Raw genomic sequence first — 16,866 nt, 5'->3', positions numbered from 1 at the left:
GCATCCCCTGGCGGTCGGATGCGCTTGCGCGCCCAGCTCGTCTCCGGGTTTGCTCACCTTCGTCGCATTGAGAGAGTCACGATGACAAAATATAAGCTCGAGTATATTTGGCTCGATGGGTACACTCCGGTACCGAACCTGCGTGGCAAGACGCAGATCAAGGAATTCGACGTATTCCCGACGCTGGAACAGCTTCCGCTCTGGGGCTTCGACGGTTCGTCGACCATGCAGGCCGAAGGCCGCAGCTCCGATTGCGTGCTGAAGCCGGTCGCCATCTATCCCGACCCGGCCCGCACCAACGGCGCGCTTGTCATGTGCGAAGTCATGATGCCCGATGGCGTCACGCCGCATGCATCGAATGCCCGCGCCACCATCCTCGACGACGAAGACGCCTGGTTCGGCTTCGAGCAGGAATATTTCTTCTACCAGAACGGCCGTCCGCTCGGCTTCCCCGAGCAGGGCTACCCCGCTCCGCAGGGCCCTTACTACACCGGCGTCGGCTATTCTAATGTCGGCGACGTCGCGCGCGAAATCGTTGAAGAGCATCTTGACCTCTGCCTCGCTGCCGGCATCAACCACGAAGGCATCAACGCCGAAGTGGCCAAGGGCCAGTGGGAGTTCCAGATTTTCGGCAAGGGCTCCAAGAAGGCCGCCGACCAGATCTGGATGGCACGCTACCTGCTGCAGCGCCTGACCGAAAAATACGGCATCGACATCGAGTATCACTGCAAGCCGCTCGGCGACACCGACTGGAACGGTTCGGGCATGCACTGCAACTTCTCGACCAAGTACATGCGCGAAGTCGGCGGCAAGGCCTATTTCGAAGCGCTGATGGCGCAGTTCGAAAAGAACCTCATGGACCACATCAGCGTCTATGGTCCTGACAACGACAAGCGTCTGACCGGCAAGCACGAAACGGCACCGTGGAACAAGTTCTCCTACGGCGTTGCCGACCGTGGCGCCTCCATCCGCGTCCCGCATTCCTTCGTCAAGAACGACTACAAGGGCTATCTGGAAGATCGCCGCCCGAACTCGCAGGGCTGCCCCTACCAGATCGCTTCGCAGGTTCTGAAGACGATCTCGGAAGTTCCGCTCGCTGGTTCCGCTTCCGCCGCCGCCTAACCTCCCAAGCGGCGCCGGTCCCCGACCGGCGCCGTCATTCTTTCTGCCATTCCGATCGGGCCGCTGACATATTCGCGGCGATCGAGCTGTTAAAAGCCTGAAAATTCTGGCAAGCGGCTGTAATATTTCCATCATGGTCATGCCTCAAAATAGGCAAGCGGGAATCGCCCTTCCGGAACCCCGCTTTGGGGTTGAGCGTTGGCATATCGATGCAACGCGGATGGAATCGTAAGATGCTACAACGTCCGGCAAACACTTACAGCGGCGAGAGCTGGGCCAGTGCCGCCTCCGCCGGTAAACTGCCGGAACGGCTGGTAATCGTCACCGACGCCTGGCACCCACAAGTCAATGGCGTGGTGCGTTCGATCGAAAACACCAATCGCCAACTGGCGAAGATGGGCGTCGAGGTGTCGATGGTGACGCCGGAGCGCTTCAACAGTATCCCCTGCCCCACCTATCCCGAGATCCGCCTGACGATCGCCGGTTATCGCCGTATCGCCCGCGAGATCGAAAAGCATAATCCTTCCTATGTGCATATCGCCACGGAAGGGCCGCTCGGGCTGACCGCCCGCCGCTGGTGCCTGAAGAACCGTATGCCGTTTTCGACGAGCTACCACACGCGGTTCCCGGAATATGTTGCCGCCCGCCTACCGATCCCGAAGAGCTGGCTCTATTCTTTCGTCCGCTGGTTCCACAATGGCGGCGCCGGCTGCATGGTGGCGACACCGAGCCTTGCGCGTGAGCTGTCGGAAAAGGGCATCCGCAATCTCATGCCCTGGAGCCGCGGCATCGACGCCACGCAGTTCCGCCCGATGGCGCTCGAAGAAAAACCCTTCGGCCTGCAGCGCCCGATCTTCATGACCGTCGGCCGCGTGGCGCTGGAAAAGAACCTGCCGGCCTTCCTCGATCTCGATCTGCCGGGCTCGAAGGTTGTCGTCGGCGACGGCCCGGCGCGTGCCGAGCTCGAAAAGCAATATCCTCAAGTCTTCTTCGCCGGCGTGAAGTTCGGCGAGGAGCTGGCACAGGCCTATGCCCAGGCCGACGTCTTCGTCTTTCCCTCGCTCACCGACACTTTCGGCAACACCATCCTCGAAGCACTGGCATCGGGCGTGCCGGTCGCCGCCTATCCGGTGACCGGCCCGCTCGACATCATCGGCGAAGACAGCGAGGTCGGTGCGCTCGACATGGACCTGCGCGCCGCCTGCCTCGCCGCCCTCTCCGCTTCGCGGCAGAAGGCGCATGCGCTCGCCATGCAATATTCCTGGGAAGCGGCGACGCTGCAGTTCATCAACAACATCCGCGCCGCAAACGGCGTCATCACGCCGAAATGGAAGAAGGCCTGGCAGTTTGCCAAGTCGCTTCCAAGAAGCAGAAAGCCCGGCGAAACCGCCGGGCCTCTCCCATCCGGAGATTGATCGACCTTATTTGTGCAGGGTGCTGCGAAGCGTGTCGCTGGCGACTGCAATTGCACTGCGCGCGGCCGGCGTTGCGGCAATCGCATTCAGTAGCAGGAAGTCGTGGATCATACCGTTGTAGCGGATCGAAGTGACCTTGACACCGGCCTGGCTGAGTTTGCGGCCATAGGCTTCGCCCTCATCGCGCAGCACGTCGTTTTCATCGGTGATGATAAGGGCCGGCGGCAAGCCGTTCAGCTGCTCGAGCGTTGCCTGCAGCGGCGAAGCCGTCGGCTCCTTGCGCTTGGCCTCATCAGGCAGGTAGGCGTTCCAGAACCATTTCATTGCTTCCTTGGTCAGCCACGGGCCGTTGGCGAACTGGTTATAGGAACCATTGTCGAAATTGGCGTCGGCAACAGGGTAGAACAGCACCTGCTGATCGATCGCAGGACCGTCGCGCTCTTTGGCAAGCAGCGTCACCACCGCCGCCATATTGCCGCCGACGCTGTCGCCTGCGACTGCGAGCCTCGACGCGTCGACCTTGAACTCCTTGGCATGCTCGGCGACATATTTGGTGGCAGCATAGGCCTGCTCAATGGCAATGGGATAACGTGCTTCCGGCGAGCGCTCGTAATCGACGAAGACGATGGCTGCATCGGCGCCATTGGCGATCTCGCGCACCAGCCAGTCATGCGTTTCGGCATCGCCGAGCACCCAGCCGCCGCCATGGAAATAGAGAATGACCGGCAGTGTGCCCTTGGCATGTTCCAGGCGGTCGATGCGCAGCTTGATGCTGCCTGTCGGACCCGCCTTGATGACCTTGTCCTCTTCCCGCGCTGCGAGTTTCTTGACCTCGCCCGTCTGGGCGCCCGCAGGATCAGCTGAAGCTCGACGATTTCATCTGCTTCGCCGTCTATACGGCAAGCCATGCCTTGAACCGCGTTTACAAGCCGCTTCTCGACGCGCTGGGCCTCACCTATCCGCAATATCTGGCCATGGTCGCACTCTGGCAGCGGAATGACCTGACCGTCGGCGGGCTCGGCGAAAGACTCTTCTTGGAATCGAGCACATTGACCCCGCTGCTCAAACGACTGGAATGCGCCGGCTAGATCAGGCGCGAACGCGGCCGCGAGGGCGAACGTGTCGTCGTGCTCCATCTGACGGAGGCAGGCAAGCGCCTCAAGGAAAAAGCTACCGGCATCCCCGGCTGCATCGCCGCCGCCAGCGGCCGCGAAGCGATGGACCTCACTGGGCTACAGGCCGAGATCGTGGCGCTCGCGAGGCGCTGAATAGAAGCGTAGCTTAAGCGCTAGACGAGCGGGATAGCACCGTCGTGCCTGGGACGCCCCTCTGTCCGGCAGGACACAGGGGGTGCCAAGCGTAGCGACGCCAGCCAGCGCCCCAAACCCTACGTCCGCCTCTTCTTACCTTCGAACGGATTGTCGGCTGAACGGAAATGAATCCGGATCGGCACGCTCGGCATGTCGAAATCCGCACGCAACCCGTTGATCAGATAGCGTGTATAGGATTCCGGCAGCGCGTCGGAGCGGGTGCAGGAGATCATGAAGGCCGGCGGGCGGGCCTTGACCTGTGTCATGTATTTCAGCTTGATCCGGCGGCCGGAAACGGCCGGTGGCGGATGCTGGATCTGCTGCGTCTCCAGCCAGCGGTTCAGCCGCGCCGTCGAGATGCGCTTGTTCCAGACCCTGTCGGTGTCGATGATCGACTGCATCAGCTTGTCGAGGCCCCAGCCGGTCTGGCCCGAGATCGGCACTGCGCGAATGCCGCGCGCCTGCGGCAGCAGCCGGTCGGTCTTTTCGCGAAGATCCGCAAGAACCGCCTGCCGGTCTTCGATCATATCCCACTTGTTGAAGGCAAGCACCGCCGCGCGCCCCTCGCGCAGCACGAGATCGACGATCTGCAGATCTTGCTTCTCAAAAGGGATCGTCGCGTCGAAGACGATGACGACGGTTTCGGCAAAACGGATGGCGCGCAGCGCATCGGCGACGGAAAGCTTCTCCAGCTTCTCCGTGACCCGCGCCTTGCGGCGCATGCCTGCGGTATCGAACATCTTGATGGTGCGGCCACGCCAGTCCCATTCGACCGAGATGGAATCGCGAGTGATACCCGCCTCCGGCCCGGTCAAAAGCCGGTCCTCGCCGAGGAAGCGGTTGATCAGTGTCGACTTGCCGGCATTCGGCCGGCCAACGATCGCCACCCTGAGCGGCTTGGTCTCGTCATAGGCAGGCTCTTCGTCCTCATCGCCGCCCTCGCTGTCGGACACGTCGACGTTGGTGACGGCGACATCCTCCTTGGCGGGATAGGCCCGATCCTCACCGATCGCCGCGACGATCGCGTCGCGCAGGTCGATCATACCCTGTCCGTGTTCAGCCGAAATCGGCGTCGGCTCGCCGAGGCCGAGCGTATAGGCGTCGTAGAAGCCGCTGTCGGAGCCGCGCGCTTCGGATTTGTTGGCGACGAGCACCACGGGCTTGCCGCGCCGGCGCAGCATTTCGGCGAGCGCCGTATCGACGGGCGTCAATCCGCTTTTGGCATCGACGACAAAAAGCGACAGGTCGGCCTCGTCGATCGCCGCTTCCGTCTGCGCCCGCATCCGGCCCTGCAAGCTCTCGGCGTCGGCCTCTTCGAGGCCGGCGGTGTCGATGATGGTAAAGGTCAGACCCATCAGCCGGGCATCGCCCGGCCGGCGGTCGCGGGTCACGCCCGGCGTGTCGTCGACGAGCGCCAGCTTCTTACCCACCAGGCGATTGAAAAGCGTCGACTTGCCGACATTCGGACGACCGACGATCGCGACCGTGAAACTCATTCTTTTTCCTTAAAACTCAGCCCTGCGCGGCGGGTGCCTTGCCGGATGCGGTAATGAGATCAAGCATCATATGGGCGCGATTGGAAACGTTGCGCGGGCTGTCGGTATCGTCGACGATCGACTGGAACCATTGCCGCGCCTGCGCCATGTTGCCGGCCTTATAGGAAGCAAGGCCGAGCGCTTCGCGCGCCGAATGGCGGAAAGCATTGCCGGGCACTGCCATTTCCTCGATCGCGGCCGAAACCTGCTCGTAGGAGCCGTTTTCGATCAGCAGCCAGCCGGCCCGCATTTTGGCGGCATCGCGCACGGCGGCCGGAACGCCGTTGTCCTTACCGATCTCGTTGAAAGCGGCGACCGCCGCAGCAGCGTCGCCCTTCTGTGCCTGGACGGTTGCGGCCCGCATCCGCGCCAGCACCGGATAGGCGCCATGGCCTTCCTTCTCGAGCTTGTCGAGGGCGGCCAGCGCCTCGTCGTTCTTGTTCTCGTCGGCAAGCTTCATCGCCGCCAGGAACTGATCGCCGGCGCCGGACGAGCGGTTGTCGTCCCAATATTCGTAGAGAACCTTGCCGGCCGTGCCGACGACGATCAGGATGGCGACGACGATGATATAGCGGCCGAAGCGGCGCCAGACGCCCTTCATCTGGTCGGACCGCAGTTCCTCATTGACTTCACGGATGAAGCTGTCGTCGTTGAATGCCATTCTCGTCTCCGGCCGCGGAAATACCCATACGTTGTGCAAGACGCACATTGTCGGGCCTTCTACCCCATTTTCCCGCCGTTGTAAGGGGGATATGAAAGATTCGTTACATGACGAGCGGCGAAACGCCGATCAGCCATTCGTGCAGCTTCCAGATGATCAGCGCCCAGACGACGATGCCGATGACGATCGCATAGAGATCATATTTGGCCGCGACGAACGGCCGGAGCACGATCTCGCCCGCCCGCTGCCGTCTTTTCAGCGAAATGCGCACGATGACGCCCCAGGCGAGGAAGGCGGCAAACAACAGCACCGACGACGTCTCGCCATTGGCGAGCAGATGCGCCAGCGCCCAGATTTTCACCGACAGCACCATCGGATGTTTGGTCTTGGTCGCGATATGCCCCGCCGGCAGCAGCGAGGCGACGAGACAGATCATCGCGATCAGCATCAGCGTGATCGCGATATGCGCCGTCCAGACCGGAGGACTGTAGAGCATGCCGGTCACCTGCCGGGCCTGCCCGAAGCCGTAGATCAAAAGGATCAGCGTGAGGATGCTCGCGATCGAATAGGCCGCCCGCCAGCCCTTCTCGCCGAGGCTGGCGATCATCGAACGGCGAAAACCGGGGGCCACCACCCGCACCAGATGCACCCCGAGGAAAAGTATGATGCCGACGATAAGCAAAGTCATTGGTGCGTCCCTTCCGTGCCGTTTTAAATGACTTATCGGCTGGCGGGAAAAAATGCCAGCAAGACCGCAGCTTCGCCGCAATTCTATCGGAGGGAAACCGCGAACAAATTGTCGCGGTGTCCATGTCTCGTTCTCTCCTCTCCACCTGTCTGGCGGCCTCGTTCCTTCTTCCCGTCATGGCAGAGGCGGCCGACCGGCCGAAACAGCTGGTCATCATCTCCTTCGACGGCGCCCACGACAACGCGCTCTGGCTGAAGAGCCGCGAGATGGCAGCAAAGAACGGCGCCCACTTCACCTATTTCCTCTCCTGCACCTTCCTGATGAACGAGACGGCGAAGAAGGCCTATCAGGCGCCGCACCAGAAACGCGGAAAATCCAATGTCGGCTTCGCCCAGAGCGACGACGAAATTCGCGAACGCCTCGGCAATATCTGGCACGCCCATCTCGAGGGCCATGACATATCGAGCCATGCCTGCGGCCATTTCGACGGCCGTGACTGGAGCGCCGCCGACTGGTCGGCCGAATACGCGACCTTCCACGCAACATTGAAAAACGCCTGGAAGAGCGTCGGCCTCGACGAGCCGGCCGGCTGGCAGGATCTGGTCGATCACGGCATCAAGGGCTTTCGCGCCCCCTACCTCTCCGCAACCGCGGGCGCCGACATGATCGCCGCCGAAAAGAAGGCGGGCTTCCGCTACGATGCGAGCCTCGTCACCAAAGGCCCGGCCATGCCGGCCGAGGAAGACGGCATCATCCGCTTCGGCCTGCCGCTGATCCCAGAGGGCCCGAACGAAAAGCCGATCATCGGCATGGATTACAATCTCTTCGTCCGCCATTCCAAGGGTGAAGAAGACAGCGCAGACAGCGCTGCCTTCGAGCAGCGCGCCTATTCAGCCTTCAAAGAGGCTTTCGACAAGCAACATGCCGGCAACCGCATCCCCCTCCAGCTCGGCTTCCATTTCGTCGAGATGAACGGCGGCGCCTACTGGCGCGCCCTTGACCGGCTGGTCACGGACGTCTGCCACCGGTCAGATGTAGCTTGCGTGAGCTATTCCGAAGCGATCCCGATGATCGAAGCACGCAGGAAACTGCAGCAGACATCGGGCCTATAATAGGCTTTTGGAATGAGTTGTGGTGCCGGCGTCGAATCCTTCGCCTGCGCACCCCATCCAGACAGGCCTATCCATCAACCATCAGCGTGTACGGCGCCCGCCTCACGCTCTAGGTAACGCTGATCGATCTCCGGCAGCGGCTCGTCATCGATTGCCGCCTCGAAGGCCTTGAGGCGTTTGTGGATAGAAAGGAGCTCGATGATCGTTGTCCAGGAATTGACGAGATACTGGAACGAGTTGCTGACCTGGCCGAACGCCGTCGAGATTTGCTGGAAGATACCGTAGGTGATCGTGCCCGCCACGATTGTCGGCACCAGCATGAAAACCACGAAGAGCGCGTCGGCCTGGATGTAGAAATAGCGGGCGACATTGAAATACATGTAATGGAAATACATGCGGTAGTAGTTGCGGCGAACGTTGCCGAAGAGCTCGCGGACGGTCAGCGGCTGAGCCCTCTCCGCGTGGTCCTCGCCATAAACGAGTTCCTTGCGATAAGCCGCCTCGACGCGCTGATTGCGGAAGTTCAGCCCCGGCAGCTTGACGCCGGCGATCGCGAGCAACAGCGTGCCGAATGCCGACCAGAAGAGCGCCAGCCAAAAGAGCGAATTCGCCACCGGCCCGATAAAGGGCAGTTCCGTCACATAATGCGACAGCGTCAACAGGATCGGAAGGAACACGACCAGCGTCATCACCGAGTTGATGAGGCTGATGCCAAGACCTTCGAGCGTGCTTGAAAAGCGCATCGTATCTTCTTGAACGCGCTGCGAAGCGCCTTCGATATGGCGCAACTTTTCCCACTTCGACATGTAGAAGTTGTTCATCGCCGTGCGCCAACGGAAGATGTAATGGCTGGTGAAGAAGTCAGTCATGATCGACACGAACATGCTGAGGAACGCGATCTGACAGAAGATCCACATCAGGCTGTAGAAATTGTCAACGGTTATGCCCGGCTGCTTCGATAATGCGTTCTGCAGAAGATCGCCGAACGGGCGGCGCCAGTTGTTGATCACCACACTGATCTGGACGCCGAAATAGGTCACAAAGATGATCAGCGCAGACCCCCAGACCGACCACAGCTTCCAGGGATGATGCAGGGCCTTCAGATGCCAGGCGCCGCAGAAAATCACGGCTGAAAGGAAGAAATAGCTGTAGAACCAGACGTTTTCCGGCAGCAGGAAGAACGAAAGATCGATCGGTTGCTGCTCTTCCGGAACAGGTCCGTAGCCGAGTGATACACCGAGATGAGCGGCGAAGAGATACCAGCCGGCGATGGAAATCAGGGTCCAAACGACGAGCGAAGTAAAGAACGCCTTTGGCTGCGGAAAAAAGGAATGAAACACGGGGAGCTATGCTTTCCTGAACTGTGAGTCTCGGGAGTGTCATGGAACACTGATTTTGCCGGAAACTAAGGCAGTTCGAAGGAAGCAGCAATGGGTTCGGCCGATTGTTACGGAGATGTAACGGGTTAAGCGATTTTCTTGATCACCGGCATCACCAGCGCAGCGCAGACGATAAGGGCGGCTGCGGCGATCACGGTCGGGACGGTGAAACTGCCCGAGCGTTCGGCGATCCAGCCGGCAACGATCGGCCCGACGATCTGGCCGGCACCGAAGGCGGCCGTCATCATCGCCAGGATCCGCCGCGGGCTCTCCGGGGAAAGCTTGCGGCCGATCTGCAGCCCGTAAGCGGTGATCGCCAGGAATGTCGCTCCGAACAGCGCGCCGCCGATCAGCGGTGCCACAGAGGGCGGCAGCATCACGGTCGCCAGCACGCCAGCGGCCTCGATCAGCAGTGCTGCGACATAGACGCCGCCAAGCCCGATCGGCCTGACCAGCGGCTTCCAGGCAAACAGCGCCACCGCCGCCGTCAGGCCGGCGATGAACCAGCAGAGGAACTCGACGAAAGCTCCGGTTGCCGACAGGCGGGCGATGGTGACGAGAAAGGTCGCGGTGATGACGTAGCCGAAGCCGAACACGCCGTAGGACAGCGTGATCAGAACCATCGGCCGGCTCCAGACGAGGGCCGGCTCCTTTCCGGCTTGCGCCGATTGGGCCGGCGCCAAGGGCAGGAGCCACCAGACGAATACGAGGCTTGCCGCACAATAAAGCGCCCCGCCGATCCAGTCGGCGCGCCAGCCGTCCGGCCCGTCGTGAAAGTTAAGACCGATCAGCAGCACCATCACCGAGGACAACGCGATGCCCGCCCCAGGCCCGCCGAAATGCGCCGCCTGCACATGGTCGTTGCCGGCGGCAGCCCCGTGGCTCAGCACGATCGACGAGGTGAACACCATTGCAAAGGCGCTGGCGAGGCCGGCGAGGAAGCGGATAACGGCAAAGACTGCGACGGAGTCCGTGGCGGCCATAGCGGCGAGCAGGATTGCGGTGGCCAGCAGTGCCAGCAGCGCCACCAGCCGCTCGCGCCCCGCCGCCCAGCCATAGGCGGCAAGCACGGCGCCGACGAGATAACCGACGAAATTCGCCGAGGCGATAAAGCCAGCGTCCGCCGCCGAAAGCGGCACGCCGCTCATCATACCGGGCAGGATCGGCGTGTAGGAGAAACGCCCGAAACCCATGGCCGCCGCCATCGCAACGGCGCCGGCAGCAGCGGTGGCAACGAGGTTCGGCGGGGAGCGCGGCGGACGGGAAAGCATGCAGCGCTTATCGCGCCGCAATCGCTGCACCGCAAACGAGTATTTCTGATCGATCCATCAATTTCGTAAAAGGGCAAATTCCTCGCCCCCCGAAAAGCGAAGACGGCATGTCGGAACGCCGGGTGAAGAGGACGATGGCCGCCAAGCTCAATGAGTTAAAGAGCACGCTCACCACGACCTCCCTCATTCCTGTGCTCGTCACAGGAATCCAGTGCGCCCAAGTCCTGGGCGCGGGAGACTCTCCCCCTAAGGTATTGCTTCATTCACCGCGCAGACGCGCGGTGGCTGGATTCCTGTGACGAGCACAGGAATGAGGGAGCAGAAGTGAGCGCTCCCGGCAAAACGCCACTTCCAACCCTACGCCCGGCCATCCGGCAAGGTCAAAATCACCGGACCATTCCGCGTCGCGACCACCGTATGTTCATATTGCACGGTCGGTGCCTGCGGATCGGCATAGAGCGTCCACGCATCGTCGCCGCCTTCGGCCCATGTCGCACCGAGCGACAGGAAGGGCTCGACCGTGAAGACGAGACCGTCTGTCATCACGCGTTTTTCCGAAGGGTCCGGCCAGGTCGAAAGCTCGGCCGGCTCCTCGTGCAGCGAGCGGCCGACGCCGTGGCTCGCCAGATTGGCGACGAGCGTATAGCGGTTCTTCTGCGCAAAGGCGCCGACGGCGGTGCCGATCTTTGCCAGCGGCTCACCTGATTTCACCTGGTTGAGCCCGACCCAGAGCGCCCGTTTGCCGTCGCGGCAGAGCTTGTCGATCTTCGGCTTGACCGGCGGCATCGCAAAGGAGGCGCCGGTATCGGCGAAAAAGCCGTCCTTCTCCGCCGAAACGTCGATATTGATGAGATCGCCGGCGCGGATGACACGGGGACCGGGAATGCCGTGGGCGATTTCCTCGTTGATGCTGATGCAGGTCGCACCCGGAAACTGGTAGCAGAACTCCGGCGCCGAGCGCGCGCCTGAATCCTCTAGCACCTTGCGGCCGATCCGATCGAGTTCCAGCGTCGTCATGCCGGGCTCCATCGCCGCCGCCATCACCTGGATGGCGTTGGCGCAGATGCGGCCGATTTCCTTGAGCTTTGCCAGTTCGTCGTCATTTGCGATAACCATTCGTCTCTTCCGGCCTTGCACCGGCCGCCGCGGCCGCCTCAAGCCGTGGCTTTCGCCCCTTCGCCCTTTTCAGTCAATGCCTTTCTGACGATCGGCGCCACTTTCGTGCCGTACAGTTCGATGCCGCGCATGATCTGGTCATGCGGCATCAGGCCGATCGCCATTTGCAGCAGGAATCGGTCGTTTTTGAAAAGCGCGTGCTGTGCGATGATCTTTTCGGCCACCACCTCGGGATCGCCAACGAAGAGCGCCCCGTTCGGTCCGCGCGACATGTCGAAATGGGCCCGGCTGGTCGGACCCCAGCCGCGCTCGCGGCCGATGCGGTTCATTACTTCGGCCTGCGGCCCGTAAAACTGCTCGGCGGCAGCCGCCGTCGTTTCGGCAATGAAGCCGTGGACATTGATGCTCGTCTTCAGCTTCGCCTGGTCCTGCCCTGCCCGGCGCGCTGCCTCGCGGTAGAGATCGAACAGCGGCGCGAATCGACGCGGCTCGCCCCCGATGATCGCCAGCGCCACCGGCAGGCCGAGCGCACCGGCGCGCGCCACCGACTGCGGCGTGCCGCCGACGGCAACCCACAAAGGCAGCGGATCCTGCAGCGGCCTGGGATAGACGCCGCGCCCGTTGATCGGTGCACGCATCTCACCCTTCCACTCCACGACTTCACCATCGCGCAGCGCCAGCAGCAGATCGAGCTTCTCCTCGAAAAGCTGGTCGTAATCTTCGAGATTGTAGCCGAACAGCGGGAAGGACTCGATGAACGAGCCACGCCCCGCCATGATTTCGGCCCGGCCGTTGGAAATCAGGTCGAGCGTCGAAAACTGCTGGAAAACGCGCACCGGATCGTCGGAGGACAGCACGGTAACGGCGCTGGTCAGCCGGATGTTTTTCGTCTTGACGGCCGCCGCCGCCAGCGCGACGGCCGGCGCCGACGCCGCATAGTCCGGCCGATGATGTTCGCCGAGCCCGAAGACGTCGAGTCCCACCTGATCGGCAAGCTCGATCTCCTCGATCAGATGCTTCAGCCGCTCGGCCCCTTCCGCTCCCTTGCTACGGGAAGGGTTGGGATTGACATCGGCGAATGTGTAAAGGCCCAATTCCATCGTCGGCATCCTGTTGAACTCAGCCCGGAGATAAGGATGGCGGGGATGGAGCGCAAATACAAATTCTGGAACGGAACGTTCGAGAATTTCGATAGGCGTCCGTATGTGTTTGAGTGGCCGATGCTCGTGTCAGTTGGCTGATCGAACGCGTGTTACAGAGTCTTTGCGCCGTAGACACGGCGCTGCTGGATTCCTGTGACAAGCACAGGAATGAGGGTGCGAGGGGTAAGCACCCTGCCACTCATACCTCCTATCGTTCAAAGTATTGTCGTCGGATTCTGGATTGGGTAGGCTATCGTTGTTGAACTCCACGAACGCTAAGAACTCCCTCATTCCTGTGCTCGTCACAGGAATCCAGCAGTCGCGCGTCTGCGCGACAAGAGACTCATCCCTCACAGACCCAAGAGATGAAACGAAATATCCTCCCACTCAGGATTTTCCCTTTCGATCAAATTGAGCTTCCACTGCCGCGGCCATTTCTTGATGGTCTTCTCACGGGTGATCGCGGTGATTAGCAAATCATGCTCCTCAAACCAAACCAGCGTCTTGACGCCATACTTCGACGTAAACCCCGGCGTCAGTTCATTCTGATGCTCGTATAGCCGGCCAGCAAGGTCGCGTGTCACGCCGGTATAGAGCGTGCCATTGCGTCCGGATACGAGGATGTAGACGTAGCCTTCATCTCAGAAGATTGGCATTAGGATAAGTCCTGCGTCGACAGACACCAACGAACCCGAAACCACCAATTCGAATCTGAATTCAACGACTTCCAACCACCGGCGGAATTATCTTCCAAGCCGCCTCAGACCTTACCTGAAGCCAGCACTTCCGCCAACTGATCCGCCGCCTTGCCCCATCCTTCGTGGAAGCCCATCTTCTCATGCGCTTCCTTGTCTTCGGCACGCCAGTGCAGCGCCTTGGCCGTATATTTCGTGCGGCCGTTGCCGAGATCTTCGAGCAGGATGACCCCGGTGAAGAAGGGTTTTTCGGCAGGCACCCAGGCGCTGCTATAGGCGTCGGTAAAGACGATCTTCTCGTTCTCGATAACCTCCAGATAGACGCCACGGTTCGGATACTGATTACCCTCGGGATCCTGCATGACGACGACGCTGGATCCGCCAGGGCGGACGTCGAGCGTTGCTTCCGCCACACTCCAGGGACGCGGCACGAACCACTGCTTCAGCAGGTCAGGATCGGTCCATGCCTTGTAGATCTTTTCGCGCGGTGCGTCGAATTCACGAACGAGGACGAGTTCATGTTGTGTGCTGGCGGTCATTGCGACATCTCTCCGTTTCAATAAACCTGTTTGCTGTCAGGCTGTTACAAGGACGTGTCGAAGCTCGCCGTTCCGACAGCGCATCGATTTTTTATTTGGCGATCGTCGTCTCTTCCTGCAGCTTATCGATCTGCCGGCGGATATGGGCGGCTTCCGCTGCCGAATGGGCAAGCGCGATGGCGCGGTCGAAGGCTTCGCGTGCCTGACGGGTCAAACCAAGCTGCTTCAGCAGCCCGCCCCGCAAGCCGTGATAGTAGAAATAGCCGCCGAGCTTCTCACCGAGCGGATCGATGAGATCGAGCGCCTCTTGCGGCCCGTGCAGCTTGGAAACCACGACCGCGCGATTGAGCGTCACGACGGGAGACGGCTGAAAACGCTCCAGCGCGCGGTAGAGCAGATCGATTTCCACCCAGTCGGTGTCTGCGGCGCGTTTTGCCCGAGAATGGATGGCGGCAATCGCCGCCTGAAGCTGATACGGGCCGGGCCGGCGGTGTCGCAGCGCCTTGTCGAGAAGCGCCAAGGCCTCATTGATGAAGGGTCGGTTCCACAGCGAGCGGTCCTGATCTTCGAGCAGCACGATCTCGTCTTCGGCGCTGAAGCGCGCCGGCCGGCGCGAGATCTGCAGAAGCATCAGAGCAAGCAGCCCCATCAACTCCGGTTCGGATGGAAAGATCCCCAGCATCAGCCGTACCAGCCGGATCGCCTCGTCGCTGAAGGCAGCCGCCTCATGCCTGGGATCGGCCTGGCTGTAGCCCTCGTTGAAGATCAGATAGATCATCGTGCTGACGATCGACAGACGTTCGGCCCTTTCCTCTGGGCTCGGCGTTTCGAAAGGCACGCCTGCCTTGGCAACGCGCGCCTTGGCCCGGGTGATGCGCTGCTCCATGGCGCTTTCGGAGACCAGGAAGGCGCGGGCGATCTGCGGCACTGACAGGCCAGAAACGATGCGCAGCGCCAGCGCAATCTGCTGGGTCGCCGGCAGATCGGGATGACAGCAGATGAAGAGAAGCCGCAGGATATCGTCGCGATAGTGGGAATCGTCCAGCCGGTCGGCAATGTTGCTTTCAGCGTCCTCGGTGTCGGAAATCTGATCCTCGTCCGGCAGGGCCTGGATCTTCGCCCGCTTGCGCACCGCATCGATACCACTGTTGCGGCCGACGAAGATCAGCCAGGCGGTCGGATCGCGCGGCGGCCCTTTTTCCGGCCAGGTCCGGATCGCCCTCAGGCACGCTTCCTGAAACGCCTCTTCCGCAATATCGAGATTGCGAAAATAGCGCAGCAGCGCACCGAGCGCCTTCGGCCGGGCAGAGGCAAGTGCGAGGTCGATCCAGGCGATGTCTGTCATGACGCGATCTCTCCCGGCCTGAAGGTGTAGAACGGCCGAATTTCGTAAGAGGTGGAACCCGGATTGACCGCGGAAAGCTGCTTGGAGAAGGCGATTGCCTCATCCAGTGTTTCGAAATCAACCGTATAGAAGCCGAGAAGCGCCTCTTTCGTTTCCGCAAACGGACCGTCGACAACGAAGGCCTCGTCCCTGCCCTTGCGCACGGTTGCTGCGGCCGTCGTCGGCATCAGCCGGCCGGTCGGGCCGAGCTTGCCGGCAGCGGCGAGCGGCTCGATCACGGCATGGAGGTTCCCCATGACGGCAGCCTCTTCCTCCTCGGTCCAGGCGAAGACGGTTTCCTCATTGGCGTAGCAAAGGATTGCGTAAAGCATCGGTGGCTCCTCTTTCCGAATGACGAAGGAGTAACCGTTTGGCCGACAGGCCGCATCAAAAAATTAAATCAGTAAGTCTGATGAATGCAGCGCGTTTACCTATCCACAAGGGCTCTGCAATCGCCGCCATTGAGTTGCCCAATTTGGTCCAGAGAGCTGTGCGCGCTTTCCATCACCTTTCCATTCGAGAGCCCCATGAACAAATCTCCGAGACTTCTCGTTGCGCTTGCCACACTCGTGTTGTCGACGCAGGCTGCCCATGCCGCCTCCGCCCCGGAAAACTTCCTCTATATGGGCTCCGGCGACCTCGTGGCCGCAAAGGCGAAGCTCGCCCGGCCCGATATCGGTGGCGTGCAGGTCGTCTATAACTGGAAGAGCCTGGAAACGGCGAAGGAGCATTATGATTTTTCGGCAATCGAACAGGACCTTGCCATCGCTAAAAGCCTGAACAAGAAGATGTTCATCCAAGTGCAGGACCGCTTTTTCGACTTGAAGGCGCGCAACATTCCGGACTACATGCTGACCGAACCGGAATATGACGGCGGCCTGACCCCGCAATTCGACAATCCCGGCGAGAACGAGCCTGTGGGTTCCGGCTGGGTCGCCCAGCAGTGGAACCCAGCCGTTCGCGAACGGTACCAGGCGCTCCTGAAGGCACTTGCCGAAAAGTTCGACGGGCAGGTCTACGGCATAAACCTGCCGGAAACCTCCATCGACCTCGATCCCAAGCATGAACCGAAGGGTTTTTCGTGCGATGCCTATTTCTCGGCCGAGTTGGAAAACCTTGCCTTCGCCCGCAAGGCCTTCGAAAAGTCGTTGGTCGTGCAATATGTGAACTTCTGGCCCTGCGAATGGGAGAACGACCATAATTACATGGGCCGCCTCTTCGATTACGCCGAAAGGAACAATGTTGGCCTTGGCGGCCCTGATATCGTGCCGAACCGCAAGGCGCAGATGAAGAACTCCTACCCCTACTTCAACAAGTACAAGGGCAGGCTTTCCTATGTCGGCCTCGCCGTGCAGGAGCCAACGCTGACCTACAAGAACCCGACGACCAAGAAGCCCTTCACCAAGGAGGAATTCACCGCCTTCGCCCAGGACTATCTCGGCGCAAACGTGATCTTCTGGAGCACGGAAACGCCCTGGCTGAAGAAGTGATGGGAAC

The 16,866-nt window shown here is 61.1% G+C and carries 15 protein-coding genes and 2 pseudogenes; 5 read left to right on the top strand and 12 right to left on the bottom strand.

Translation table 11 applies throughout. The annotated features are described in order from the left end of the window. The first annotated feature begins 81 nt into the window (after positions 1 to 81). Both FFM81_RS05635 and FFM81_RS05630 read left to right on the top strand, forming a co-directional pair. Positions 82 to 1,122 (top strand): glutamine synthetase beta-grasp domain-containing protein, encoded by a 1,041-nt coding sequence (locus FFM81_RS05635; protein WP_003565618.1) that lies wholly within the window; start codon positions 82 to 84, stop codon positions 1,120 to 1,122. 233 nt (positions 1,123 to 1,355) lie between these two features. Further along, on the top strand, positions 1,356 to 2,537 hold the full coding sequence (locus FFM81_RS05630; protein ID WP_003565620.1) for a glycosyltransferase family 4 protein: 1,182 nt from the start codon (positions 1,356 to 1,358) through the stop codon (positions 2,535 to 2,537). 6 nt (positions 2,538 to 2,543) lie between these two features. Here the strand turns inward: FFM81_RS05630 and FFM81_RS05625 are convergent. Beyond that, a pseudogene (locus FFM81_RS05625) lies at positions 2,544 to 3,389 on the bottom strand (alpha/beta hydrolase); the annotation flags it as partial. Between the two features lie 8 nt (positions 3,390 to 3,397). Between FFM81_RS05625 and FFM81_RS05620 the strand changes: the two are divergent. Continuing rightward, a pseudogene (locus tag FFM81_RS05620) lies at positions 3,398 to 3,822 on the top strand (MarR family winged helix-turn-helix transcriptional regulator). Positions 3,823 to 3,924: 102 nt separating this feature from the next. Here the strand turns inward: FFM81_RS05620 and der are convergent. The 3 genes from der to FFM81_RS05605 form a co-directional block, all read right to left on the bottom strand. Then, positions 3,925 to 5,343: a ribosome biogenesis GTPase Der gene (gene der / locus FFM81_RS05615; protein WP_003565622.1), complete on the bottom strand. Its 1,419-nt coding sequence runs from the start codon at positions 5,341 to 5,343 to the stop codon at positions 3,925 to 3,927. A 16-nt stretch (positions 5,344 to 5,359) separates the two neighbouring features. Next, entirely contained in the window at positions 5,360 to 6,043 is a 684-nt protein-coding gene (locus FFM81_RS05610; RefSeq protein ID WP_003565623.1) for a tetratricopeptide repeat protein, read from the bottom strand. A gap of 103 nt (positions 6,044 to 6,146) precedes the next feature. Further along, the gene (locus tag FFM81_RS05605) at positions 6,147 to 6,731 is read right to left on the bottom strand and encodes an NnrU family protein (protein ID WP_003565625.1); all 585 of its coding nucleotides are present in this window, start codon (positions 6,729 to 6,731) and stop codon (positions 6,147 to 6,149) included. Between the two features lie 122 nt (positions 6,732 to 6,853). On the opposite strand from FFM81_RS05605, the gene FFM81_RS05600 reads away from it, so the two are divergent. Beyond that, positions 6,854 to 7,843, top strand: coding sequence for a polysaccharide deacetylase family protein (locus FFM81_RS05600; RefSeq protein ID WP_025416777.1), 990 nt, complete (start codon positions 6,854 to 6,856; stop codon positions 7,841 to 7,843). A 74-nt stretch (positions 7,844 to 7,917) separates the two neighbouring features. On the opposite strand, the gene sbmA is transcribed toward FFM81_RS05600, so the two are convergent. From sbmA to FFM81_RS05560, 8 genes are all read right to left on the bottom strand, one after another. Beyond that, positions 7,918 to 9,183, bottom strand: a complete 1,266-nt coding sequence (sbmA, locus tag FFM81_RS05595) for a peptide antibiotic transporter SbmA (RefSeq protein WP_138384953.1) — start codon at positions 9,181 to 9,183, stop codon at positions 7,918 to 7,920. Between the two features lie 125 nt (positions 9,184 to 9,308). Then, complete coding sequence (locus FFM81_RS05590; protein ID WP_138384952.1) at positions 9,309 to 10,493, bottom strand: YbfB/YjiJ family MFS transporter; 1,185 nt, start codon at positions 10,491 to 10,493, stop codon at positions 9,309 to 9,311. A 357-nt stretch (positions 10,494 to 10,850) separates the two neighbouring features. After that, positions 10,851 to 11,609, bottom strand: a complete 759-nt coding sequence (gene map / locus FFM81_RS05585) for a type I methionyl aminopeptidase (protein WP_003565636.1) — start codon at positions 11,607 to 11,609, stop codon at positions 10,851 to 10,853. A 38-nt stretch (positions 11,610 to 11,647) separates the two neighbouring features. Then, the gene (locus FFM81_RS05580; protein WP_003565639.1) at positions 11,648 to 12,709 is read right to left on the bottom strand and encodes an LLM class flavin-dependent oxidoreductase; all 1,062 of its coding nucleotides are present in this window, start codon (positions 12,707 to 12,709) and stop codon (positions 11,648 to 11,650) included. Positions 12,710 to 13,101: 392 nt separating this feature from the next. Beyond that, the gene (locus FFM81_RS05575) at positions 13,102 to 13,335 is read right to left on the bottom strand and encodes a GIY-YIG nuclease family protein (protein ID WP_025416782.1); all 234 of its coding nucleotides are present in this window, start codon (positions 13,333 to 13,335) and stop codon (positions 13,102 to 13,104) included. A 176-nt stretch (positions 13,336 to 13,511) separates the two neighbouring features. Next, positions 13,512 to 13,985, bottom strand: a complete 474-nt coding sequence (locus FFM81_RS05570; RefSeq protein WP_138384951.1) for an SRPBCC family protein — start codon at positions 13,983 to 13,985, stop codon at positions 13,512 to 13,514. 91 nt (positions 13,986 to 14,076) lie between these two features. Further along, positions 14,077 to 15,330, bottom strand: coding sequence for an RNA polymerase sigma factor (locus tag FFM81_RS05565; RefSeq protein WP_025416783.1), 1,254 nt, complete (start codon positions 15,328 to 15,330; stop codon positions 14,077 to 14,079). Continuing rightward, entirely contained in the window at positions 15,327 to 15,701 is a 375-nt protein-coding gene (locus FFM81_RS05560) for a YciI family protein (protein ID WP_003565644.1), read from the bottom strand. Before FFM81_RS05560 ends, FFM81_RS05565 begins: the two co-directional genes overlap by 4 nt. Positions 15,702 to 15,896: 195 nt before the next feature. Between FFM81_RS05560 and FFM81_RS05555 the strand changes: the two genes are divergently transcribed. Continuing rightward, positions 15,897 to 16,859: a hypothetical protein gene (locus tag FFM81_RS05555; RefSeq protein WP_025416784.1), complete on the top strand. Its 963-nt coding sequence runs from the start codon at positions 15,897 to 15,899 to the stop codon at positions 16,857 to 16,859. The last annotated feature ends 7 nt before the right edge of the window (positions 16,860 to 16,866 follow it).

Source organism: Rhizobium hidalgonense, from assembly GCF_005862185.2.
GTDB lineage: Bacteria > Pseudomonadota > Alphaproteobacteria > Rhizobiales > Rhizobiaceae > Rhizobium > Rhizobium hidalgonense.
This window is presented reverse-complemented; position numbering and strand designations above follow the sequence as displayed.